The sequence below is a fragment of the Pantoea sp. GW821-FHT03E06 genome (assembly GCF_059420725.1).
In genome coordinates, this window is record NZ_JBWKUG010000001.1 from 1,470,781 (window position 1) to 1,494,054 (window position 23,274).

Genomic DNA, 23,274 nt, shown 5'->3' on the forward strand with positions numbered 1-23,274 from the left:
GAATAAATAATGCATCAAGATAAAGATCTCTCAACGTGGCAGACATTCCGCCGACTCTGGCCGATGATTGCGCCCCACAAGGCTGGCCTCTATGTGTCAGCAGTGGCGCTGATACTCAATGCGGCAGGCGACACCCTGATGCTCTCTCTGTTGAAACCTTTACTGGATGACGGCTTCGGTAAAGCTGACAGATCCGTAATGCTGTGGATGCCGCTGGTGGTGATCGGCCTGATGTTGGTCCGTGGCGTAACCAGCTATATCTCAAGCTACTGCATATCCTGGGTTTCCGGCAATGTGGTAATGAACATGCGCCGTCGTTTATTCGGCCATATGATGGGCATGCCGGTAACATTTTTTGACCAGCAATCAACGGGTACCTTGCTGTCACGCATTACCTATGATTCTGAACAGGTTGCCTCATCTTCTTCGAGCGCACTGGTCACGGTCGTGCGTGAAGGTGCTTCGATCATCGGCCTGTTCATCATGATGTTTTACTACAGTTGGCAACTTTCACTGATTCTCATCGTGTTAGCTCCAATTGTCTCCTTTGCGATTCGTACTGTTTCCAAACGCTTCCGCAGCATCAGCAAAAATATGCAGAACACGATGGGACAAGTCACCACCAGTGCCGAGCAAATGCTGAAAGGTCATAAAGAAGTATTGATCTTTGGTGGCCAAGAAGTGGAAGCTAACCGTTTTTCCCAGGTGAGCAATAAAATGCGTCAGCAGGGCATGAAACTGGTGTCGGCATCTTCTATCTCTGACCCTGTTATTCAGCTGATTGCATCGCTGGCGCTTGCTTTCGTGCTATATGCAGCAAGCTTCCCAAGCGTAATGGATACGCTCACCGCCGGGACCATTACCGTGGTGTTTTCTTCCATGATTGCGCTGATGCGACCGCTTAAGTCGTTAACCAACGTAAACGCGCAGTTCCAGCGCGGTATGGCAGCTTGTCAGACCCTGTTCTCGATTCTCGACAGCGAACAGGAAATTGACGAAGGTAAACGTGAAATAGAACGTGCTCATGGTGATGTTGAATTCCGGAATGTGACCTTTACTTATCCAGGGCGTGAAATCCCCGCGCTGCGCGATATTAATCTGTCGCTGCCTGCTGGCAAAACAGTGGCGCTGGTTGGCCGTTCAGGTTCTGGTAAATCCACTATGGCCAGTTTGCTGACGCGTTTTTATGATATTGATAGCGGTGAAATTCTGCTTGATGGTCACGATCTGCGTGAATATACGCTGCGCTCATTGCGTAATCAGGTGGCTCTGGTTTCTCAGAATGTGCATCTTTTCAACGATACCATTGCCAACAACATCGCCTATGCCCGCAACGGTCAGTACACCCGTGAACAGATTGAACAGGCCGCAACCATGGCACATGCCATGGACTTCATCAAAAAGATGGATAATGGTCTGGATACAGTGATCGGTGAAAATGGTGTGCTGCTCTCAGGGGGACAGCGCCAGCGTATTGCCATTGCCCGTGCATTGCTGCGTGACTGCCCAATTTTGATTCTTGATGAGGCAACCTCCGCGCTCGATACCGAATCAGAACGTGCGATTCAGGCCGCGCTGGATGAGCTGCAAAAAAATCGTACATCGCTTGTTATTGCGCATCGCCTGTCGACCATTGAAAAAGCCGATGAAATCGTCGTTGTGGAAGATGGTCGCATCGTGGAACGCGGCACGCACAGTGTGCTGCTAGAACAGAAGGGCGCGTATGCGCAACTTCACAAGCTGCAGTTCGGTCAATGATTGAACGCATCTGGAGCGGGCGCTCACCGTTATGGCTGCTGCTCTGGCCGTTGAGTGTATTGTATGGGGCGATCACCTGGCTGATTCGCCTCAGCTTTCAACGCGGCTGGCGTAAAAGCTGGCGTGCGCCATGCCCCGTTGTGGTAGTCGGTAATCTTACCGCGGGTGGTAATGGTAAAACACCGGTGGTGATCTGGCTGGTGCAGGCATTACAACAACGCGGGTTACGCGCTGGCGTAGTGTCGCGTGGTTACGGTGGTAAGGCAGATCGTTATCCACTACTGGTAACGGGGGAGACCTCTACGGCATTAGCCGGGGATGAACCGGTATTGATCGCGCAGCGTACTCAGGCGCCGGTTGCCGTTGCACCCCAGCGTCGGCTGGCTGTGGAAGGCTTGCTTGCTGTACACGATCTGGACGTCATCATTACCGATGATGGCCTGCAGCACTATGCATTGCAGCGCGATCGCGAAATTGTGGTGGTGGATGGTATGCGCCGCTTTGGTAATGGCTGGTGGTTACCGGCTGGGCCAATGCGAGAGCGCGCCTCTCGGCTTCGGGAAGTCAATGCGGTGATCGTTAACGGTGGGGAGGCGCAAGGCGACGAAATCGCTATGACATTGCAGCCGGGTCAGGCAATAAATCTCATGAGTGGTGCCACCGCATCGCTGGACCAATTACCTGAAATCGTGGCAATGGCTGGCATTGGACATCCTCCTCGCTTCTTCAATACGCTCAAACAGCAAGGCATCAAGGCAGTAGCAGAAATCGCCTTTGCCGACCATCACGCATACAGCGAAGACGAATTATCCCGGCTGACAGATGCTAAACAATGCCTGCTCATGACGGAAAAAGATGCGGTGAAATGCCGTCAGTTTGCCCAACCTAATTGGTGGTACCTGCCAGTAGATGCTCATTTGCAAGGTGCAACCGTTTCAACCTTGTTAGACGATATCGTCCAACTCTGTTCGATGGCGCGCTACGCCCGCTCGCACTAACCTTCGCAATGGGAAAAGAGTTATGAACCTCGCTGCTTCCCTGTCATTACAAACCGCTCGCCATTTGCACCTGGCTGCCCAGGGACTGTTACGTCCTTTGGTCCGGCGCGCACGTTTCACCGATATTCACGCTACCGTGCGCCAGATGTCCTTGCTGCAGATTGACACAATAAATGTTGTAGCGCGTAGCCCTTATCTGGTGCTGTATAGCCGTCTTGGTGCTTATCCTGCCCATTGGCTGGAGGAGGCGCTGGCAGCCGGTGAGTTGTTTGAGTACTGGGCGCATGAAGCCTGCTTTATCCCCTTCGAAGATTACCCCTTGCTTCGCCATCGTATGTTGCAACCGCAGCGACTTGGCTGGAAGTACAGCGCGCAATGGGTAGATGAACATCAGCAGGAAATTGCTGAGCTACTGGCGCACATTGCAGCTAATGGTCCGGTACGCGCCGCCGACTTTAGCCATGATAAACAAACCAAACCCGGCTGGTGGGCGTGGAAGCCTCACAAACGGCATTTAGAAAACTTATTTAGCGCCGGTGAGCTGATGGTGGTGGAGCGACGCAATTTCCAGCGGGTTTACGATCTGCATAGCCGCGTGATGCCAGACTGGATTGATGAACAGCATGCGTTAAGCGAAGAGGAAGCGGTAATACAGATGTTGCATCACAGCGCGCGCAGTCTTGGCATTTTTCGCGTCAGTTGGTTAGCGGATTATTATCGTCTTAAACGTGCGCCGCTAAAAGCGTGGCTGGCGGAAACTGCAGCGCGTGGGGAGATAGTTCGCGTTGAGGTGGAGCAGCTCGGGGAAATGTGGCTGCACCAAACACTGCTACCGTTGCTGGAAAAGCCGCTGTCGGCAACGCATACCGTCCTGCTCTCGCCGTTTGATCCGGTGGTTTGGGATCGGCGGCGCGCGCTAGAACTGTTTAATTTTGATTACCGTATTGAGTGTTACACGCCCGCAGAGAAGCGCAAGTATGGCTATTTTGTCTTGCCGGTATTGCATCGCGGGGCACTGAAGGCTCGCATTGATGCCAAAATGGAGCGCCAGGCACAGCAGTTGGTCATTCGCGCATTCTGGCTGGAGCCGAGTGTGCGCCTGAGCAACACCTTTCTTAATGACGTAAAGAAGGCCATTAATCGCTTTGCTCAGTGGCAAGGTGCTACAGAAGTGATTATCGAAAATGCGCCTGCTGAATTGCTGGCAGCGTGGTCAAGCCGCTGGTTGATTGGATGCTGAAGCCGTTGTGATACGGGCGTCGGTACGCCCATTTCGCGCACGCTATTATGATATGCTAATCGTCTGAATCGGTCCTGAAGGAGAAGATAATGGATCATCGTTTACTCGAAATCGTTGCCTGCCCGGTTTGCAACGGAAAACTGTATTTCAACAAAGAGCAGCAAGAGCTGATCTGTAAACCTGATGGCCTGGCTTTCCCGGTACGTGACGGGATTCCGGTACTGCTCGAAGTAGAAGCTCGTACGCTCTCTGTTGAAGAGATCCATCCATGAGTTTTGTTGCCATTATTCCGGCGCGTTTCGCCTCAACACGCCTGCCGGGTAAACCGCTGGTGGATATTCAGGGCAAACCCATGGTGCTGCACGTAATGGAACGCGCCCGTGAATCGGGAGCCGATCGGGTGATTGTCGCGACCGATCATCCTGATGTGGCTGCGGCCGTAACGGCAGCGGGTGGCGAAGTGTGCATGACGCGCGTGGATCATCAATCGGGTACCGAACGTCTGGCCGAAGTCGTTGAGAAGTATCAGTTTGCTGACGATACCATTATCGTCAATGTTCAGGGCGACGAGCCAATGATCCCGGCGGAAATAGTACGCCAGGTGGCCACCAATTTGGCACAGTCCGAGGCGGGCATGGCAACGCTGGCGGTACCGATTATCGATGCGGAAGAGGCATTCAATCCTAACGCCGTTAAGGTCGTCATGGATGCTAAAGGTTACGCGCTGTACTTCTCGCGAGCCACCATTCCATGGGATCGTGAACGTTATGCCCGTTCGCGTGAGCAGATTGGCGACACGCTGCTACGGCACATTGGTATTTACGCCTATCGCGCCGGTTTTATTCGTCGCTATATAGCATGGGAACCTTGTCCGCTAGAGCACATTGAGCTACTCGAACAGCTGCGGGTGCTATGGTACGGTGAGAAAATTCACGTCGCGGTGGCAAAAGCCATACCCAGTGTTGGGGTGGATACGCCGGAAGACCTTGAGCGGGTTCGCCTCGCGATGCAAGGTTAATCTCCGACCGGCCAGCGGCTCTCGCTGGCCTTAAAGTTTGATCTGGCGCTAAGTTTCTCGCCACCATCACCTCCAGCATATTCTAGCCTTTTGACTTCGGAGGATATCGCATGGAACAGCTCCGTTCAGAACTGGCGCTGGTGCTGGGTGAAAGCATCAGCCGCCTCGAAACTATTAGCGAGCAGGCGCATACGCGGCTGTACGCGCTTTACGATAACGCCGGCAAGCCGATGCCGCTGGTGGCGAAGTATTTTCGTCATCAGGGACGCGCCGCGCTGGAAGCGAAAAAACTCACGATGCTGGGCCATGATGGCTTGATCGCCGTGCCTGCGGTATTTGGATTGGTGCTTAGCCAGCAAAAACCCGCGCATGAGATGCTGCTAATGGCGCGTTTTAATGGCGTATCAGCGGAAGCCCCAACGCGCAACGCCGCGCGCTGGGAGCAATTATGCGAACAAATTGTGGAAGGCGTGCTGGCCTGGCACCGCATCGACAGTCAGGGTTTAGTCGGCAGCGTCGACAGCGTACAAGAAAATACCTGGCCTGCATGGTATCGCCAGCGAGTTGATGTGCTGTGGTCGACGCTAGGATATCTGACGCCGCCCTTTTTCACGCTGGAAGATCGGCAGATTTTGTTCCGCAGTCGCCAACTATTGCCGCGTTTTTTTAATGGATTTGACGATCCGTGCGTGTTAATTCACGGCAACCTTCGCCTCGCCAGCATGCTAAAAGATGCACATAGCGATCAGCTGATTGCGATGATGCAGCCTGGCAATATTCTCTGGGCTCCGCGCGAATATGAGCTGATGCGGCTGGCGGATAGCGGAGCCGAAGCGTCATTATTGCAACACTATTTACAGCGTGCGCCTGTTGCAGAAGGGTTTATCTGGCGACGCTGGTTATATCAGCTGTGGGATTGCGTCGACACGCTGGTGAGTAGCGGACAGTTTGACCGTCCGCGCTTCGATCACGCGCGCACGCAATTACTCCCCTGGTTGGGTTGAGCTGAGCTCGTCACCGCGCAGTTTCTGCCAGATTTGCCCCAGCGATTCATAGGTCGCGCGCTCACTGTGGCCAAGCCACAATGGCGACGGGATTGCGCGTTCCCACCAGTTCAATGGCGAGGTTACCGCCAGTTGATTAGCCGGTGCTGCGAGCGGATTCATGCCGGCGCTTTGGAAGAACTGCATTGCACGTGGCAAATGATTGGCAGAAGTCACGAGCAGAAAGGGATGTTCGCCAATGGTTTGTTTCACCGCCCGCGCTTCGCCAAGGGTATCTCGGGGCTGATCCAGTTGGATTATCGCGCTGCGCGGCACGCCAAGACTTTCTGCCACTTCAGCGGCAACGCTGGCGCTGCTGCGTGGATTCTCTCCTGCGGCCGCACCTGTAAAGATCATTTTTGCCTGCGGATAGCGTCGCCACTGGCGAACACCTTCGGCCACGCGCGGCAGGCTATTGCTGATTAAGTTGGAACTCGGCGCCCAATTCGGATTGAAGGTGTAGCCGCCACCCAGCACCACGATATAATCAACCGGCTCATGACCGTTCCAGGTCGCATAGTGCGTTTCCAGCGGCGACAGCAGGCGATCGGCCACCGGTTGCAGGCTCAGCAGCAACAGCAGCAGCCAGCTGCAAGAGATGAGGATTTTACCGCTTTTTTGCCAGCGGCTGAACCAGAGCAGCAAAAGTCCCGCTGCCATCAGTAATAACAGCAGCGGCAAGGGTAGCAACATCCCACCAATGACTTTTTTTAATGCGAAAAACATTGAATATTGCTCCTTTTGTCCGAAAAAACAGCAGCCAGACAGTTACTGCGGCATGAAAGGTTCATTCTTGATGAGCCTGTGACAAAATAGCACAAGTTGAATGCAGCAAAGCGGAGCCATCATCATGCAGGATCGTAACTTTGACGATCTGGCGGACAAATTCTCACAGAACATTTATGGCACGCGCAAAGGCCAGGTACGGCAGGCGATTGTTTGGGACGAGCTGGAAGCCCTGCTGCCAACGTTGCCCGCCGGGCCGCTTTCGGTGCTGGATGCCGGTGGGGGCGTTGGACAAATCTCCAGCGGCTTAGCCGCGCGCGGTCATCAGGTGCTGCTGTGCGATCTCTCTGCCGAGATGTTGAAGCTGGCGGAAGCCCATGCGCATAACGCGGGTGTGAGCCACAACATGCAATTCAAACAAATTAGCGCCCAGCAGGTGGGCGAACATTTGGATACGCAGGTTGATCTGGTATTGTTTCACGCGGTGTTGGAATGGGTCGCGCAGCCAGAAGAGGTGCTGCAGGCGTTATGGCATACATTAAAGCCCGGCGGCGTGCTGTCACTGATGTTTTATAACGCACACGGCTTAACCTTCCGCACCCTGACGCTCGGCAATTTCGGCTATATGCGCGCCAATATGAGCAAACGCAAAAAGCGTACTTTGTCGCCGGATTTCCCACGCGATCCTGATGATGTGACGCGCTGGCTAACACACTGCGGATTTGAAATTGAACGACGTGCGGGCATTCGCGTCTTCTGCGATTACATGAAGCCGCAACCCGGCGCAGGGAAGAGCGTTGAGGAAATCATTGAGATGGAACGGCGTTTCTGTCGCCAGGAGCCCTTTTTAAGTTTAGGGCGCTATATCCACGTGACCGCGCGCAAACCCAGCTAGAAGGATCAACTATGAGCGAATTTTCCCAGACGGTCCCCGAATTGGTGGCATGGGCGCGCAAGAACGACTTTTCGCTTGCGTTGCCGGTAGAACGTCTGGCCTTTTTGCTGGCTATCGCCACCTTAAACGGTGAGCGCATGGACGGCGAAATGAGTGAAGGCGAGCTGATTGACGCGTTTCGTCACGTTAGCAAGGCTTTCGAGCAAACCCACGAAACCGTGCAGGTGCGTGCTAACAACGCCATCAATGACATGGTGCGTCAGCGCTTGCTCAACCGCTTTACCAGCGAGTTGACGGAAGGGCACGCTATCTATCGCCTGACGCCGCTGGCCATTGGCATTACCGACTATTACATTCGTCAGCGTGAGTTCTCTACGCTGCGTCTCTCGATGCAGCTGTCGATCGTGGCGCAGGAGCTGAAACGCGCCGCCGATGCCGCCGAAGAAGATGGCGACGAATTCCACTGGCATCGCAACGTCTTTGCGCCGCTCAAATATTCGGTGGCGGAAATCTTCGATAGCATCGATATGACGCAACGCCTGATGGATGAGCAGCAGCAAGCGGTGAAAACCGATATCGCCGATCTGCTCAACAAAGATTGGCGCGCGGCGATCTCCAGCTGTGAAATGTTGCTGTCAGAAACCTCCGGTACCCTGCGCGAGTTGCAGGATACGCTGGAAGCCGCGGGTGATAAACTGCAGGCCAATCTACTGCGCATTCAGGACGCCACGCTCAGCAGCCCCGATCTCGGCTTTGTCGATAAGCTGGTGTTTGATCTGCAAAACAAGCTGGATCGCATCATCAGCTGGGGTCAGCAGGCTATCGATCTGTGGATCGGCTACGACCGCCACGTACACAAATTTATTCGTACCGCCATCGACATGGATAAAAACCGCGTTTTTGCGCAGCGTTTGCGCCTGTCGGTGCAAAACTATTTCGACCAGCCGTGGGCGCTGACATACGCCAATGCCGATCGTCTTTATGATATGCGCGATGAAGAGATGACGCTGCGTAATGACGAAGTGATGGGCGAGCTGCCGCCGGAAATGGAATATGAAGAGTTTAATGAGATTCGCGAACAGCTGGCCGCGATGATCGAAGAGGCGCTGCAGATCTACAAGCTGGAGCAGAAGCCACTCCATCTTGCCACGGTGATGCGCGACTACCTGTCGCAGTATCCACGCGCGCGTCATTTTGATCTGGCGCGTATCGTCATTGATCAAGCAGTACGACTCGGCGTGGCCGAAGCTGATTTAGCCGGTCTGCCCGCGCAATGGCAGGCCATTAATGATTACGGAGCCAAGGTGCAGGCACATGTCATCGACAAATATTGAACAAGTGATGCCAGTTAAACTGGCGTTGGCCCTGGCAAACCCGATTTTCCCGGCGCTTGATAGCCAGTTACGCGCGGGTCGCCACATTGGTATTGAAGAGCTGGATAATCACGCTTTTCTGATGGATTACCAGGAATATCTTGAAGAGTTTTACGCGCGCTACAACGTGGAGCTGATCCGCGCGCCGGAAGGCTTTTTCTACCTGCGTCCGCGTTCTACCACGCTGATTCCACGCTCGGTGCTCTCCGAACTGGACATGATGGTGGGCAAAATTCTTTGTTATCTCTATCTCAGCCCGGAACGATTGGCGAATGAGGGGATTTTTACCCAGCAGGAGCTGTACGACGAACTGCTGTCGCTGGCGGATGAGAGCAAACTGCTCAAGCTGGTAAACCAGCGTTCCACGGGTTCCGATCTTGATCGCGCCAAGCTGCAGGAAAAAATGCGCGCCTCGCTCAGCCGCCTGCGCCGCCTCGGCATGGTGTGGTTTATGGGCAACGACAGCAGCAAATTCCGCATCACCGAATCGGTATTCCGCTTTGGCGCTGACGTGCGCAGCGGTGACGATGCGCGTGAAGCGCAGCTGCGCCTGATTCGTGACGGCGAAGCGATGACGCTGGAAAGTGCGCCAGCTGCGGCAGAAAACGATGAAGCGGATAATGATATTGACGCTGAAAGCGACGCGAGTGATAACGCGGAGGATGAGCAAGCATGATTGAACGCGGTAAATTTCGTTCGCTAACGCTGATCAACTGGAACGGCTTCTTTGCCCGTACCTTTGATCTTGATGAATTGGTGACCACCCTGTCGGGCGGTAACGGTGCCGGCAAATCCACCACCATGGCCGCCTTCGTCACGGCGATGATCCCAGACTTAACGCTGCTGCACTTCCGTAACACCACCGAAGCCGGTGCAACATCGGGTTCTCGCGATAAAGGTCTGCACGGCAAACTGCGTGCCGGCGTCTGCTATTCAGTGCTGGATGTGGTCAACTCCCGCCACCAGCGCGTGATAGTGGGCGTGCGTCTGCAACAAGTGGCGGGACGCGATAAAAAAGTCGATATCAAACCGTTCAGTATTCACGGTTTGCCGACCGATTCGCAGCCGACCGATATGCTGACTGAAATCCTTAATAGCCGTCAGGCGCGAGTGCTACCGCTGTCGGAAGTGAAGGAACGCGTTGAAGCGCAGGAAGGCGTGCAATTCAAACAGTACAACTCCGTAACCGACTATCATGCGGTGCTGTTCGAGCTTGGCGTGGTGCCGCGTCGCCTGCGTAACGCTAGCGATCGCAGCAAGTTCTATCGCCTGATCGAAGCCTCACTCTATGGTGGTATCTCTAGCGCCATTACCCGCTCGCTGCGCGACTACCTGCTGCCGGAAAACGGCGGCGTACGCAAAGCCTTCCAGGATATGGAAGCGGCGCTGCGCGAAAACCGCATGACGCTCGAAGCCATTCGCGTCACGCAGTCCGATCGCGATCTGTTTAAGCATCTGATCTCGGAAGCCACAAGCTATGTTTCCGCCGACTATATGCGCCACGCCAACGAGCGACGAATTCATCTCGACGGCGCGCTGCAGCTGCGTAATGAGCTGTTCACCAGTCGCAATCAGCTGATCTCCGAGCAGTATCGCCATATTGAAATGGCGCGAGAACTCTCTGAACACAACGGCGCCGAGAGCGATCTGGAAACCGATTATCAGGGCGCCAGCGATCACCTGAATCTGGTGCAAACCGCGATGCGTCAGCAGGAGAAAATCGAGCGTTACGATGCCGATCTGGAAGAGCTGACTTACCGCCTTGAAGAGCAGAACGAAGTTGTTGCCGAAGCGCGTGACGTGCAGGAAGAGAATGAAGCGCGTGCCGAAGCGGCTGAAATTGAAGTGGATGAGCTGAAAAGCCAGCTCGCCGACTTCCAGCTGGCGCTCGACGTACAGCAAACGCGTGCTATTCAATATCAGCAGGCCTTACAGGCGCTGGAAAAAGCGCGTACGCAGTGCCAGCTGCCTGACCTCAGCATTGATAACGCCGCTGAATGGCAGGAGACCTTCCAGGCGCGTGAAGAGGAAGCCACCGAGCAACTGTTGCGTCTGGAACAAAAACTGAGCGTTGCTGAAGCGGCACACAGCCAGTTTGAACAGGCGTTAGCATTAGTGACCAGCATCGCGGGTGACGTGAGTCGTCAGGATGCGTGGCAGGTAGGGCGCGAATTACTGCGTGACGCGGGCAATCAGCGCCACCATGCCGAACAACTCTCCTCGCTGCGTTTACGCCTCAATGAATTAGAAACGCGTCTGCGCGAGCAACACGATGCCGAACGTTTACTGGCGGATTTTTGTAAACGTCAGGGACAGCAATACGATGCGGATGCGCTGGAAGGTTTGCAGCGTGAGCTTGAAGCGCAGATTGAACAGCTGAATGAGAGCGTATCGGATGCTGGCGAACGCCGCATGTTAATGCGTCAGGAGCTGGAGCAGCTGCGTGAACGGATTACCGCGCTTACCGCGCGTGCACCACACTGGCTGGCGGCCCAGGAGATCCTCACCCAACTCAGCGAGCAAACCGGCCAGGAGCTGACCAGCAGCCAGCAAATCACTGAATTTATGCAGCAGCTGCTGGAGCGTGAGCGTGAAACCACCGTTGAGCGCGATGAACTGGCGGCGCGTAAGCGTGAAGTTGAGCAGCAGATTGAACGCCTGAGCCAACCGGGCGGTGCGGAAGACGCGCGCCTGACGCAGCTGGCGGAACGTTTTGGCGGCGTGCTGCTCTCTGAAATTTATGATGATGTCACGCTGGATGACGCGCCTTACTTCTCCGCGTTGTATGGTCCTTCGCGTCACGCCATTGTGGTGCCGGATCTGTCGCTGGTGCGCGAACTGCTCGATGGTTTAGACGAGTGCCCGGAAGATCTCTATCTGATTGAGGGTGATCCGCAGGCGTTTGACGATAGCGTATTCAGCGTTGAAGAGCTGGAAAAAGCGGTGGTCGTCAAAGTGGCGGAGCGGCAATGGCGCTACTCCCGCTTCCCGAAAGTGCCGCTGTTTGGCCGTGCGGCGCGTGAAAATCAGCTGGAACTGCTGAACAATGAACGGGAACAGCTGGCTGAGCGTTATGCCACGCTGTCGTTTGACGTACAGAAAACTCAGCGTCTGCACCAATCCTTTAGCCGCTTTATTGGTAGCCATTTAGCGGTGGCCTTTGATGAAGATCCCGAAGCGCTGATTCGTCAACTCAACAGCCGTCGCGGCGAGTTAGAGCGGGCTTTGGCGCAGCATGAAAACGACAATCAACAGCAGCGCGCGCAGTTTGAGCAGGCAAAAGAGGGCGTCAGCCAGCTGAACCGCCTGTTGCCGCGCGTTAATCTGCTGCTCGACGACACGCTCGGCGACCGTTGTGAAGAGATCCGTGAGCGCGTGGAAGAAGCGCAGGAAGCCGCGCGTTTCCTGCATCAGCATGGCAGCAAACTCAGCAAGCTGGAGCCGCTGATTTCGGTATTGCAGAGCGATCCGCAGCAGCATGATCAGCTGCAGCGTGATTATCAGCAAGCCCAGCAGCAGCAGCGTGATGCGCGCCAGCAGGCCTTTGCGCTGACAGAAGTGGTGCAGCGTCGGGCGCACTTCAGCTACGAAAGTTCAGCGGGAATGTTAGGCGGTAATACCGATCTCAATGAACAGTTGCGTCAGCGTCTGGAGCAGGCGGAAGGCGAGCGCAGCCGCGCGCGCGAACGTCTGCGCGGACATCAGGCGCAGCTGACGCAGTATTCGCAGGTATTGGCATCGCTGAAAAGTTCTTACGATGCTAAACGCGACATGCTGAAAGAGCTGCAGCAAGAGATGCAGGACATTGGTGTGCATGCAGATGCCAGTGCGGAAGAGCGGGCGCGTATTCGTCGTGATGAGCTGTATACCGCGCTGAGCCACAACCGTGCGCGTCGTAACCAGCTGGAAAAACAGATCACCTTCTGTGAAGCCGAAATGGAGAGTTTGCAGAAGAAACTGCGCAAGCTGGAGCGCGACTATCATCAGATTCGTGAGCAGGTGGTGAGCGCCAAAGCGGGCTGGTGTACGGTGCTGCGCATGGTTAAAGAGAACGGCGTTGAGCGTCGTCTGCATCGTCGTGAATTGGCGTACCTCAGCGGTGATGAGCTGCGATCCATGTCGGATAAGGCGCTCGGTGCACTGCGTCTGGCGGTGGCGGATAACGAACATCTGCGCGATGTGCTGCGTATGTCAGAAGATCCGAAACGTCCTGAACGCAAGATTCAGTTCTTTATTGCGGTGTATCAGCATCTGCGCGAGCGTATTCGTCAAGACATCATTCGTACCGACGATCCGGTTGAAGCGATTGAGCAGATGGAGATTGAGCTGAATCGTCTGACGGAAGAGCTGACGGCGCGCGAACAGACGCTGGCAATCAGCTCACGCAGCGCGGCGAACATCATTCGTAAAACCATCCAGCGCGAGCAGAACCGTATTCGTCAGCTAAACCAGGGCTTGCAGGCCGTGAGCTTTGGCCAGGTACGCAGCGTGCGTCTCAACGTGAACGTACGTGAAGCGCACTCCACGCTGCTGGATACGCTGTCGGAAGAGCATGAGCAGCATCAGGATCTGTTCACCAGCAATCGCCTCACCTTCTCGGAAGCGCTGGCGAAACTCTATCAACGTCTGAATCCGCAGATCGATATGGGGCAGCGTACGCCGCAGACCATCGGTGAAGAACTGCTCGACTACCGCAACTATCTGGAGATGGAAGTGGAGGTCAACCGTGGTTCGGATGGCTGGCTGCGTGCAGAAAGTGGGGCGCTCTCGACCGGTGAAGCGATCGGTACCGGGATGTCAATTCTGGTGATGGTGGTGCAGAGCTGGGAAGAAGAGTCGCGTCGCCTGCGTGGCAAAGATATTTCACCCTGCCGCCTGCTGTTCCTCGATGAAGCGGCACGCCTTGACGCACGCTCTATCGCCACGCTGTTTGAACTCTGCGAACGACTCGAGATGCAGCTGGTGATTGCTGCACCAGAAAATATCAGTCCTGAGAAAGGCACCACCTATAAGCTGGTGCGTAAGGTATTTAACAACACTGAACATGTGCATGTGGTGGGACTGCGCGGCTTCTCGGCAGATCCTTCGCCGGTGAAACAGGAAAATACGGGAATAGGACTGCAAACCGAAAATACCTAGCGCTGAATCTGGTTAAAAAACGGCACTACGTTTAATCTGTAAGCGGCATTTGCACTCAGAGGCAGATGCCGTTTTTTATTCGTATACTCAATATTAAGAGTGTGGCTGTACATGGCGATTACAGGGCGCCGTGTCTTTGGTGAGAAGGGGGCAGGGATGTTGCTAAACAATAAGATCAAAATGAGTCGTGCTGCAGTAGCACTCGGTTTATCACTGCTGTTGTCTCCGTTAGCAGTAAGCTATGCGGCGATCACCTCAACGTTGCCGAAGTCAACGCACAATACCCTCTCGGTTGCTGCGAGCCAGCAGCAGATCCAGCAGGCGTTTAGCCCAACTGAACAACCTTTCTATTTACCTGGCCTTGCGGGCATTTATGCGGCGCGCGATATGGCGCCGTTATGGCAAGACCAGCAGGCAGTGCAGGTTTTCCAGCAGCAGCTGGCGGAAGTCGCACTCTCCGGTGTACAGCCGCAGTTTACCCGGTGGGTAGAGCGGTTAACGAATCCCAACATTAAAGGCTTAGCGCGCGATATCGTGCTCAGCGATGCCATGCTGGGCTACCTGCAATTTGTAGCGAATGTACCAACGCAGGGTGAAACCTGGCTTTACAGCAATGTGCCCTATAAGTTGACCATGCCAACGCTGGCGGCTATTAACCAATGGCAGAATGCGGTCAATGCCGGTAACAGCCGTACATTTGTCGTTTCACTGCAGCCGCAGCATCCACAATATGCGCCCATGCACAACGCGTTGAAAATGTTACTAACTGATAATCGTCCGTGGCCGCAACTACGCGACAGCGCTACGCTGCGCCCGGGGCAAATCAGTAATGACGTGCCTGCGCTGCGCGAGATTCTGCAACGTACCGGCATGTTAACCGCCAGCCACAGTACGACACCAACGCCGGCGGAAGATGCGGTGCCTACGGCACCCGTTCCGGTGGGGCAAAGCAATCAGCCGGTGGCGATCAGTCCGTCTGCTGCAAACTTTGATGATATTGATGCCGGTTCGGCTCTCGCCACAACACCTGAAGTGGCCAATAATGTTGCTGCAGATCCGACAGCATCCGGCCCTAACGTGTATGACACCGCGCTAGTGGAGGGGGTGAAACGCTTCCAGCACTGGCAAGGATTGGCCGATGATGGCGCGATTGGCCCGCGCACACGTGAGTGGCTGAATGTGCCACCACAGATGCGAGCATCGCTGCTGGCGCTGAATATCCAGCGCCTGCGACTACTGCCGGATGATATGCATAATGGCATCATGGTGAATATTCCCAACTATTCCCTCACCTACTACAACAATGGTGCCACTATCCTGTCGTCACGGGTAATTGTAGGTCGTCCCGATCGTAAAACGCCGCTAATGCGCAGCGCGCTGAATAATGTGGTGCTTAACCCGCCGTGGAACGTGCCGACAACCCTGGTGCGTCAGGATATTGTGCCGAAGGTGAAGCAGGACCCCTCTTATCTGTATAAGCATGGCTATACCTTGCTGTCGGGCTGGAGTGCGGACGCCGAGGTGATCGATCCGTCGATGATTGATTGGCACATGGTGTCAGCCGCGAATTTCCCTTACCGCATTCGTCAGGCGCCGGGCGCGACCAACTCACTGGGACGTTACAAGTTCAATATGCCTAGTTCGGATGCCATTTATCTGCACGATACGCCAAATCATGCGCTGTTCCAGCGTGATATTCGTGCGCTTAGCTCGGGCTGCGTACGCGTTAATAAAGCCTCGGAATTGGCCGACCTTCTGCTGCAGGATGTCGGCTGGAATGATGGTCGTATTTCAGACACGCTGAAACAGGGTGATACTCGCTATGTGCCGATTCGTCATCGCATTCCGGTCAACCTTTACTATTTAACCGCCTGGGTGGCAGATGATGGGCAACCGCAATATCGTACAGATATTTACAATTATGATAATCCTGCCCGTTCAGGCAGTCAGGCACTCAAAAAAGCGGGGCAACTGCTGCTCTAGTGCTTGATTTGGCTGTTTTCTTAGCGGCGTAAACTCTTCAAAACCCGTGGCGAAAATTTGACTTCGCGCGGGTTTTGCTCATTCTGAGCCGTATTCCGGGTTGACTGAGATTTTGGCTGCGGTTAATGTTCGGCCTTGTGTACTTTTCGCACATATTTTATCCGCTTTAGATTAGGTAACTCCGCTTCATGGCTAATTTTGATTCTCAACGTCGTCGATTACTCCTGATTGGAGGGGCAGCAGCAGGCTTATCACTGCTTCCTGGCTCCGCACTGGCTTCGCTTTCCACCTCCCGCCCTCGAGTATTGACGCTTAGTAACCTTCACACCGGTGAAACCCTTAAAACTGAGTTTTTCAACGGTAAGCGTTATGACAAGGATGAGTTAGTCCGCTTAAATCACTTCTTCCGCGATTATCGTGCTAATCAGGTGAAGAACATCGATCCCCATCTTTTTGATCAGCTTTATCGCCTGCAGGCGCTGCTTGATACGCGTAAACCGGTGCAGCTCATTTCGGGATATCGCACGCTGGCAACCAATAATATGTTGCGTGAATCAGGGCCGGGCGTCGCCAAGCATAGTTATCACACCAAAGGACAAGCGATGGATTTCCATATTGAAGGGATTTCATTGAGCAATGTTCGCAAAGCGGCGTTATCTATGCGCGCTGGTGGTGTAGGATATTACCCGCGCAGCAACTTCGTACACATAGATACCGGGCCTGCAAGGCACTGGTCCTGATACCGGCAGCGCTGCGTGTGTCGGTCATGGAGCGCTATGAATTACCAAATTATTCCGGTTACCGCCTTTTCCCAGAACTGCTCAGTGATTTGGGATGACGAAACCCAACAAGCGGCCTTAGTCGATCCCGGCGGTGATGCGGAAACCATTAAAGCTGTGCTGGCAGAACGCGGTTTAACGCCGTCACAGATCCTGCTTACGCATGGACATCTCGATCACGTAGGTGCTGCTGCTGAACTCGCCGCACATTACCAGGTGCCGATTGTCGGCCCGCACCCGCTTGACGCCTTCTGGCTGGATAATCTGCCCACGCAAAGCCGTATGTTTGGTTTACCTGAATGCGCACCGCTTACTCCCGATCGCTGGCTGGAAGAGGGCGAAACCGTGCAGCTGGGCAACATCACACTGGAAGTGCTGCTTTGTCCGGGTCATACGCCGGGGCATATTGTGTTGCTGGATCGCGCGGGGCGTCTGCTCATTTCAGGCGATGTGATTTTCAACGGTGGCGTGGGACGTACCGATTTTCCACAGGGTAGCCACAGCGATTTGATCGACGCGATTAAAACCAAGCTGCTGCCGCTCGGCGATGACATCACCTTCGTGCCGGGTCATGGACCTATCTCAACGCTCGGCCGTGAACGTATCAGCAATCCGTTCCTGCAATAAAAAATGGGCCAATATGGCCCATTTATTCGCTGAAAAGGATTACAGCACCGCGACAATCGCCTCACATAGCGCAGACATATTGTCTGGCGTCATTCCCGCCACGTTAACGCGACCGGAGTTCACGGCGTAAACGCCGAACTCCTCACGCAAACGTACCACCTGATCTTTGGTCAGGCCGCTGAACGAGAACATACCGTTTTGCTTGATGATAAAGCTAAAGTCTTGCTTAGCACCTTTCTCCGCTAGCGTATTCACAAACAGCTGACGCATACGCTGGATACGCTGACGCATATCGGTTAGCTCTTGAACCCAGATAGTACGCAATGCCTCATTGCTGAGGATTGTCGCCACCACTGCCGCACCGTGTGAAGGCGGGTTTGAATAGTTGGCGCGAATGGTGTATTTCACCTGGCTGAACGCCGTTTTTGCGATGTCGCTGTTAGCTGCAACTAACGTTAACGCGCCTACGCGCTCGTTGTATAAACCAAAGTTCTTCGAGAAGGAGCTGGCAACAATCAGTTCCTGGTGAGAGGCGGCAAAAATACGCAAGCCTTCCGCATCTTCATCCAGACCACGAGCGAAACCCTGGTAAGCGAAATCGAACAGCGGTAGCCAGCCTTTCTCTTGCGACAGCTGCGCCAGTTGCTGCCACTGCTCTGCAGAAGGATCAACGCCGGTTGGGTTATGGCAGCAGCCGTGGAACAGCACCACGTCGCCCGCTTTGGCTTCCTGCAGCGATGCCACCATGCCATCGAAATCAAGGCTATGGCTTGCTGCGTCGTAATAGTGGTATTCGCACACTTCCAGACCGGCAGCGTTGAACACATTCTTATGGTTTGGCCAGCTAGGGTTGCTCACCCAAACGCGTTTTACGCTGGTTTGATTCGCCAGAAAATCGGCTGCAACGCGCAGGGCTCCGGTGCCGCCTGGCGTCTGTGCTGTTGTGGCGCGACCGTCAGAAATCAGCGAGCTCTCTTTTCCGAACAGTAGCTCCTGTGTACACCGCGCGAAATCTGCCAGACCATCAATGCTCAGGTAATTCTTGGTGGTTTCGTTTTCCAGCAGATACTGCTCGGCTTTCTTAACGCTGGTAAGCACCGGCGTTTTACCGGTTTCATCTTTATAGACGCCAATACCAAGGTTGATTTTATTCGGGCGGTCATCGGCGCGAAAAAGGTCAGCCAGTCCAAGAATAGGATCGGCGGGTGCGGCAGAGATCGATTCAAACATGAGTCAGTTCCGTTTGGGTGAACTTTAGCGAAATGAGCTATCAGGTTAGCGTCAGACGAGAAGATTTCCAACCGCTGAAATAAAAAAGAAATAACTCCCGTGTATAAAGTAGTGGCGCTAATTGAGAAGCCGATCACTGAATAGCAAAACGGAGCCCGAAGGCTCCGTTTTTAGGTAATCCGCGTTGCTAATCGAGTGATTAGAACTGGTATACCAGACCAACAGCCACTACGTCGTCGGTAGCCAGACCCAGTGGGTTGTTGTCATCCAACTGGTTGATTTTGTAATCAACGTAGGTAGCCATGTTTTTGTTGAAGTAGTAGGTTGCGCCCACATCGATGTATTTAACCAGGTCAGCATCGCCAACGCCTTCGATGTCTTTGCCTTTAGACTGAACGTAGGCGATGGACGGACGCAGACCGAAGTCGAACTGGTACTGTGCAACCACTTCGAAGTTCTGAGCTTTGTTAGCGAAGCCAGAAACGGTAGCCTGAGTGCCATCAGCCAATGTGGCTGTTGCACCTGAAATTGGCGTTGAGTTACGGGTTTCACCGTACATTGCGGCCAGGTAAACGTTGTTAGCGTCATATTTCAGAGCGGTTGCCCAGTTTTCAGCACGTTTACCAGCACCAACGCCAGTCGCTACAACATCACCATCGCTATTTACGACAGAACCAGCAGATTGGAGGTTAGTACGGTCGCTGCTGCTATATGCTGCAGCAATACCTACACCGATTGGTGAGGTGTAAGAGGTTGACAGGCCATAGCCGTCACCGTTTGCACGACGGATATCAGAGCGATCGTTTTTGCCCTGGTACTGTGCAGCGAAGTTCCAGCCGTCAACCAGACCGAAGAAGTTGGTGTTACGGTAGGTCAGCAGACCGGTGCTACGACCGTTCATGAAGTTGTCTGAGTAACCTGAGTCGCCACCGAATTCTGGCAGTACGTCAGTCCAGCCGATTGCATCGTAAACTACACCGTAGTTACGGCCGTAGTCGATTGAACCCGCATCGCCAAATTTCAGACCTGCGAAGCCCAGACGGGTTTTGTTGCCGTCTTGTGCATCAGAACCTTCAGAGTTGTTAGCCTGAACGTTGTATTCCCACTGGCCGTAACCGGTCAGCTGGTCATTAATCTGAGTTTCACCCTTGAAGCCGAAGCGAACATAAGTCTGGTCGCCGTCGCTGCCAGCGTCATCCGAGAAGTAGTGCAGACCAACAGCTTTACCGTACAGGTCCAGCTTGTTGCCGTCTTTATTATAGATTTCTGCTGCGTTTGCTGCGCCGGCAGCTAACAGAGCAGGGATAACCACTGCAAGAATGTTGCGCTTCATCATTTTTTATTACCCTCATTGGAGTTATTTGGACATCTGCCACTGCTGCCAAGAAATCTTTACAGAACCTTGAGAGAAGTTTGATGTCTCCTGTGTCTGCACGCATCTTTCCATCACGGGGTTGCTAATTCTAGCCCGAAGATGATTCAAATCTCGCAATTAAGTATCAAAAGGAAAAATTGTATGACAATTTGTAAAAATCCGGGAACTTTGTGAGAGAACTCTAAATTTACAAAAATAAAAAAAGGCCGGCTAAGCCGACCTCTTTATATATATGAATTACTTATAATTAATCGCGAAATTTAGAAATTCGCATTGCGTGGAGTACGTGGGAAGGGGATAACATCCCTTACATTTTGTACGCCAGTGACATAGGCGATTAATCGTTCGAAACCTAATCCAAAGCCAGCATGTGGCACGGTGCCGTAACGACGCAGGTCACGATACCACCAATAATCTTCTTTATTGAGGCCCATTTCTGCCAGTCGCGCATCTAGCACATCCAGACGCTCTTCACGTTGTGAACCACCGATGATTTCGCCGATACCCGGCGCCAGCACATCCATCGCCGCTACGGTTTTGCCATCGTCGTTCATACGCATGTAGAAGGCTTTGATGTCTTTCGGGTAATTTTTCACAACGACCGGCGCTTTGAAGTGCTGCTCTGCGAGATAACGTTCGTGCTCGGATGACAAATCCACACCCCATGAAACCGGGTTCTCGAAGGTCTGGCCGCTCTTCAGGAGAATCTCTACCGCATCGGTGTAATCCACCTGCGCAAAGTCGGTCTGAACGAAACGTTCAAGACGGGCAACCGCATCTTTGTCTACACGCTCAGCAAAGAACGCCATATCATCGGCGCGTTCATTCAGCACGGCCTGGAATACGTACTTCAGCATGGCTTCAGCCAGCGCGGCCGCATCATCCAGCGTGGCAAAAGCGACTTCCGGTTCCAGCATCCAGAATTCCGCCAGGTGACGACTGGTATTGGAGTTTTCCGCACGGAAAGTCGGACCGAAGGTGTACACCTTGGAGAGCGCGCAGGCATAGGTCTCAGCGTTGAGCTGACCCGATACGGTCAGGAAGGCTTCTTTGCCGAAGAAATCTTTGTCGAAATCTATTTTTCCCTGCGGGTCGCGCGGCAGGTTCTCCAGATCCAGCGTGGAAACGCGGAACATCTCGCCTGCGCCTTCGGTGTCCGATGCGGTGATCAGCGGGGTCGACACCCAGAAATAGCCGTTTTCATGGAAGAAGCGATGCAGCGCCTGCGCCAGCGTATGACGCACGCGCGCCACGGCACCCACGAGGTTAGTACGCGGGCGTAAATGGGCGACTTCACGCAGATATTCGATGCTGTGACGTTTGGCCGCCATCGGGTAGGTATCCGGATCATCAACCCAGCCGGTGACCTCAACCTGGGTCGCCTGCAGTTCAAACGCCTGGCCTTCGCCCGGGGATTCCACCACTTTGCCGGTAATGATTACCGAGCAACCGGTGGTCAGACGCAGGACTTCGTCCTGATAATTATTCAGAGAATTATTGACGACAGCCTGAACGGGATTAAAGCAGGAACCGTCATAAACGGCGATAAAGGAAAGACCGGCTTTTGAATCTCTTCGGGTACGCACCCAACCACGTACGGTGACTTCACTGTCAACCGCGACACGGCCGTGCAGTACATCCGCTACAGGCACTACGCTCATAAATTTCTCTCTTTATATAAGGAGGTTGATAAAAAGCCCCTTTTCCGGGGTTTTGCTATGTTACTTGTGAGCCAACAGGAAACAAGCAAAATTGGCAGGAGAAAGGGAGATTTGTTGACGAGGAGCAGGGTGCAAGCACCCTGCATTAAGAATTAGCTGGCTCTTTTGACCAGCGGGAGATCAAAGGCCTTACGCAGGGCGCGTACAAAGGCTTTATCCTGACAAATGGTTTTGCCGGGGCTGTCGGAAAGCTTTGCCACCGGTTTGCCATTGCAGCTCACCAGTTTAATCACGATGTTCAGAGGCGTAACGCCGGGAATGTCGCACGTCAGGCGCGTACCGATGCCGAACACCACATTCGCACGTTGACCAAAGTGGCGATAGAGCGCCAGCGCTTTATCCAGATTAAGATTATCTGAGAACACCAGCGTTTTACTTTTCGGATCAATATCCAAACGCTGATAGTGCGCAATGGCTTTTTCACCCCATTCCACCGGATCGCCGGAGTCATGGCGCAGGCCCTGATAACGATGGGCAAAGCCTGGACCAAAATCGCGCAAGAAGGCATCCATGGTGATGCAGTCGGTCAGCGCGATGCCCAATTGATCGTCATACTCATCCAGCCAGGATTGCAGCGCGGCGCGTTGGCTATTCGCCAGCACCGGGCTGATTTGCTGATGCGCCTGGAACCACTCATGCGCTTGCGTACCCACCGGATTGAGCTGCAGGCGACGAGCCAAATCGTAGTTGCTGGTCCCCACCAGCCACGGAAATTCGGTTTTCAGCGTGCTGACTATCGCTTCCTGCACCGCTTTGGAGTAGCGGCGTCGCGTGCCGAAATCCATCAGCTGGAAGCGCGACATATCCAAATCGCCAACCTGCTCACGGAAATCCACCAGCTTGCGCTGCAAATGCGATACCGCCTGCTCCACGCCCATTTGCGGGGTACGATGACGATGCACGACTTCACTGATCAACGCCAGCAGCGGGACTTCCCACAGGATGACTTCGCGCCATGGGCCATGAATCTGAATCGTCAGCCGGCCATGATCGTTACGCACATTAACCTGCGAAGGATCGAGGCGGAACTGGCGCAGCCAGTTAACGTAATCGGTTTGAAAGAAAGGGAGACCGCTGAGGTAGTGGTATTCATCGTCACTCAGTGCGAGCGCTTGCAGGGTTTCAATCTGTTCACGGATCTCGTCCGCATAGAAGCCCAGCAGTTCATCGCCACGGCAGCGAAATTCAGCCGTCACCGGGACATCGTAATAGCGATGATATACGGCCTGCTGCATATGAAGCTTGTACGCATCGGTATCAAGCAGCGTGGTTAAAATCGGGGAAGCATGTCCAGTCATGGTGCGTTTCAGCATCCTCTTCCGCGGAGCAGAGCCCGGTGTTCAACAAAGTCATAAAGACGCAGGAGTAT

Annotated in this window: 18 protein-coding genes; 13 read left to right on the forward strand and 5 right to left on the reverse strand. The window is 54.0% G+C overall.

Going from position 1 to position 23,274, the window contains the following annotated elements; all coding sequences use genetic code 11:
* Positions 1 to 9 precede the first annotated feature (9 nt).
* The 6 genes from msbA to AC07WB_RS06790 all read left to right on the forward strand — a co-directional run bounded on the left by msbA (position 10) and on the right by AC07WB_RS06790 (position 6,018).
* The gene (gene msbA, locus AC07WB_RS06765) at positions 10 to 1,758 is read left to right on the forward strand and encodes a lipid A ABC transporter ATP-binding protein/permease MsbA (RefSeq protein WP_097094366.1); all 1,749 of its coding nucleotides are present in this window, start codon (positions 10 to 12) and stop codon (positions 1,756 to 1,758) included.
* Complete coding sequence (lpxK, locus tag AC07WB_RS06770) at positions 1,755 to 2,756, forward strand: tetraacyldisaccharide 4'-kinase (RefSeq protein WP_097094365.1); 1,002 nt, start codon at positions 1,755 to 1,757, stop codon at positions 2,754 to 2,756. The genes msbA and lpxK overlap by 4 nt, the downstream gene beginning before the upstream one ends.
* A 22-nt stretch (positions 2,757 to 2,778) precedes the next feature.
* Positions 2,779 to 3,996 carry a winged helix-turn-helix domain-containing protein gene (locus tag AC07WB_RS06775; protein ID WP_494940224.1) on the forward strand — a complete coding sequence of 406 codons (1,218 nt, stop codon included), beginning with the start codon at positions 2,779 to 2,781 and terminating at the stop codon, positions 3,994 to 3,996.
* Positions 3,997 to 4,085: 89 nt separating this feature from the next.
* Positions 4,086 to 4,268 (forward strand): Trm112 family protein, encoded by a 183-nt coding sequence (locus AC07WB_RS06780; protein WP_039332435.1) that lies wholly within the window; start codon positions 4,086 to 4,088, stop codon positions 4,266 to 4,268.
* The gene (gene kdsB / locus AC07WB_RS06785; protein WP_494940225.1) at positions 4,265 to 5,014 is read left to right on the forward strand and encodes a 3-deoxy-manno-octulosonate cytidylyltransferase; all 750 of its coding nucleotides are present in this window, start codon (positions 4,265 to 4,267) and stop codon (positions 5,012 to 5,014) included. Before AC07WB_RS06780 ends, kdsB begins: the two co-directional genes overlap by 4 nt.
* A gap of 110 nt (positions 5,015 to 5,124) precedes the next feature.
* Positions 5,125 to 6,018 carry a YcbJ family phosphotransferase gene (locus tag AC07WB_RS06790; protein ID WP_097094362.1) on the forward strand — a complete coding sequence of 298 codons (894 nt, stop codon included), beginning with the start codon at positions 5,125 to 5,127 and terminating at the stop codon, positions 6,016 to 6,018.
* Here the strand turns inward: AC07WB_RS06790 and elyC are convergent.
* Complete coding sequence (elyC, locus tag AC07WB_RS06795) at positions 5,998 to 6,783, reverse strand: envelope biogenesis factor ElyC (RefSeq protein ID WP_494940226.1); 786 nt, start codon at positions 6,781 to 6,783, stop codon at positions 5,998 to 6,000. The genes AC07WB_RS06790 and elyC overlap by 21 nt on opposite strands.
* Positions 6,784 to 6,907: 124 nt before the next feature.
* Between elyC and cmoM the strand changes: the two genes are divergently transcribed.
* The 7 genes from cmoM (at position 6,908) to AC07WB_RS06830 (ending at position 17,579) form a co-directional block, all read left to right on the forward strand.
* Positions 6,908 to 7,678, forward strand: coding sequence for a tRNA uridine 5-oxyacetic acid(34) methyltransferase CmoM (gene cmoM / locus AC07WB_RS06800; RefSeq protein WP_097097559.1), 771 nt, complete (start codon positions 6,908 to 6,910; stop codon positions 7,676 to 7,678).
* An 11-nt stretch (positions 7,679 to 7,689) separates the two neighbouring features.
* Positions 7,690 to 9,012, forward strand: coding sequence for a chromosome partition protein MukF (gene mukF, locus AC07WB_RS06805; protein ID WP_097094360.1), 1,323 nt, complete (start codon positions 7,690 to 7,692; stop codon positions 9,010 to 9,012).
* Positions 8,993 to 9,727, forward strand: coding sequence for a chromosome partition protein MukE (gene mukE / locus AC07WB_RS06810; RefSeq protein ID WP_097094359.1), 735 nt, complete (start codon positions 8,993 to 8,995; stop codon positions 9,725 to 9,727). The genes mukF and mukE overlap by 20 nt, the downstream gene beginning before the upstream one ends.
* Positions 9,724 to 14,190 (forward strand): chromosome partition protein MukB, encoded by a 4,467-nt coding sequence (mukB, locus tag AC07WB_RS06815; protein ID WP_494940227.1) that lies wholly within the window; start codon positions 9,724 to 9,726, stop codon positions 14,188 to 14,190. The genes mukE and mukB overlap by 4 nt, the downstream gene beginning before the upstream one ends.
* Before the next feature lie 156 nt (positions 14,191 to 14,346).
* Positions 14,347 to 16,173 (forward strand): L,D-transpeptidase, encoded by a 1,827-nt coding sequence (gene ldtD, locus AC07WB_RS06820; protein WP_494940228.1) that lies wholly within the window; start codon positions 14,347 to 14,349, stop codon positions 16,171 to 16,173.
* A gap of 188 nt (positions 16,174 to 16,361) precedes the next feature.
* The gene (gene mepK / locus AC07WB_RS06825) at positions 16,362 to 16,913 is read left to right on the forward strand and encodes a peptidoglycan L,D-endopeptidase MepK (RefSeq protein WP_097094356.1); all 552 of its coding nucleotides are present in this window, start codon (positions 16,362 to 16,364) and stop codon (positions 16,911 to 16,913) included.
* A 36-nt stretch (positions 16,914 to 16,949) separates the two neighbouring features.
* The gene (locus AC07WB_RS06830; protein ID WP_097094355.1) at positions 16,950 to 17,579 is read left to right on the forward strand and encodes an MBL fold metallo-hydrolase; all 630 of its coding nucleotides are present in this window, start codon (positions 16,950 to 16,952) and stop codon (positions 17,577 to 17,579) included.
* A gap of 39 nt (positions 17,580 to 17,618) precedes the next feature.
* Here the strand turns inward: AC07WB_RS06830 and AC07WB_RS06835 are convergent, their stop codons facing one another.
* From AC07WB_RS06835 to pncB, 4 genes are all read right to left on the reverse strand, one after another.
* Positions 17,619 to 18,809: an amino acid aminotransferase gene (locus tag AC07WB_RS06835; RefSeq protein WP_097094354.1), complete on the reverse strand. Its 1,191-nt coding sequence runs from the start codon at positions 18,807 to 18,809 to the stop codon at positions 17,619 to 17,621.
* A gap of 199 nt (positions 18,810 to 19,008) precedes the next feature.
* Positions 19,009 to 20,145 (reverse strand): porin OmpF, encoded by a 1,137-nt coding sequence (gene ompF / locus AC07WB_RS06840; RefSeq protein ID WP_097094353.1) that lies wholly within the window; start codon positions 20,143 to 20,145, stop codon positions 19,009 to 19,011.
* Between the two features lie 299 nt (positions 20,146 to 20,444).
* Positions 20,445 to 21,845, reverse strand: a complete 1,401-nt coding sequence (gene asnS / locus AC07WB_RS06845; RefSeq protein WP_097094352.1) for an asparagine--tRNA ligase — start codon at positions 21,843 to 21,845, stop codon at positions 20,445 to 20,447.
* 152 nt (positions 21,846 to 21,997) lie between these two features.
* Complete coding sequence (gene pncB, locus AC07WB_RS06850) at positions 21,998 to 23,203, reverse strand: nicotinate phosphoribosyltransferase (RefSeq protein ID WP_176519189.1); 1,206 nt, start codon at positions 23,201 to 23,203, stop codon at positions 21,998 to 22,000.
* Positions 23,204 to 23,274 lie beyond the last annotated feature (71 nt).

Coding starts and splice junctions, on each gene's coding strand:
- msbA (WP_097094366.1), top strand. CDS start 10: ATGCATCAAGATAAAGATCTCTCAACGTGGCAGACATTCCGCCGACTC.
- lpxK (WP_097094365.1), top strand. CDS start 1,755: ATGATTGAACGCATCTGGAGCGGGCGCTCACCGTTATGGCTGCTGCTC.
- AC07WB_RS06775 (WP_494940224.1), top strand. CDS start 2,779: ATGAACCTCGCTGCTTCCCTGTCATTACAAACCGCTCGCCATTTGCAC.
- AC07WB_RS06780 (WP_039332435.1), top strand. CDS start 4,086: ATGGATCATCGTTTACTCGAAATCGTTGCCTGCCCGGTTTGCAACGGA.
- kdsB (WP_494940225.1), top strand. CDS start 4,265: ATGAGTTTTGTTGCCATTATTCCGGCGCGTTTCGCCTCAACACGCCTG.
- AC07WB_RS06790 (WP_097094362.1), top strand. CDS start 5,125: ATGGAACAGCTCCGTTCAGAACTGGCGCTGGTGCTGGGTGAAAGCATC.
- elyC (WP_494940226.1), bottom strand. CDS start 6,783: ATGTTTTTCGCATTAAAAAAAGTCATTGGTGGGATGTTGCTACCCTTG.
- cmoM (WP_097097559.1), top strand. CDS start 6,908: ATGCAGGATCGTAACTTTGACGATCTGGCGGACAAATTCTCACAGAAC.
- mukF (WP_097094360.1), top strand. CDS start 7,690: ATGAGCGAATTTTCCCAGACGGTCCCCGAATTGGTGGCATGGGCGCGC.
- mukE (WP_097094359.1), top strand. CDS start 8,993: ATGTCATCGACAAATATTGAACAAGTGATGCCAGTTAAACTGGCGTTG.
- mukB (WP_494940227.1), top strand. CDS start 9,724: ATGATTGAACGCGGTAAATTTCGTTCGCTAACGCTGATCAACTGGAAC.
- ldtD (WP_494940228.1), top strand. CDS start 14,347: ATGTTGCTAAACAATAAGATCAAAATGAGTCGTGCTGCAGTAGCACTC.
- mepK (WP_097094356.1), top strand. CDS start 16,362: ATGGCTAATTTTGATTCTCAACGTCGTCGATTACTCCTGATTGGAGGG.
- AC07WB_RS06830 (WP_097094355.1), top strand. CDS start 16,950: ATGAATTACCAAATTATTCCGGTTACCGCCTTTTCCCAGAACTGCTCA.
- AC07WB_RS06835 (WP_097094354.1), bottom strand. CDS start 18,809: ATGTTTGAATCGATCTCTGCCGCACCCGCCGATCCTATTCTTGGACTG.
- ompF (WP_097094353.1), bottom strand. CDS start 20,145: ATGATGAAGCGCAACATTCTTGCAGTGGTTATCCCTGCTCTGTTAGCT.
- asnS (WP_097094352.1), bottom strand. CDS start 21,845: ATGAGCGTAGTGCCTGTAGCGGATGTACTGCACGGCCGTGTCGCGGTT.
- pncB (WP_176519189.1), bottom strand. CDS start 23,203: ATGACTGGACATGCTTCCCCGATTTTAACCACGCTGCTTGATACCGAT.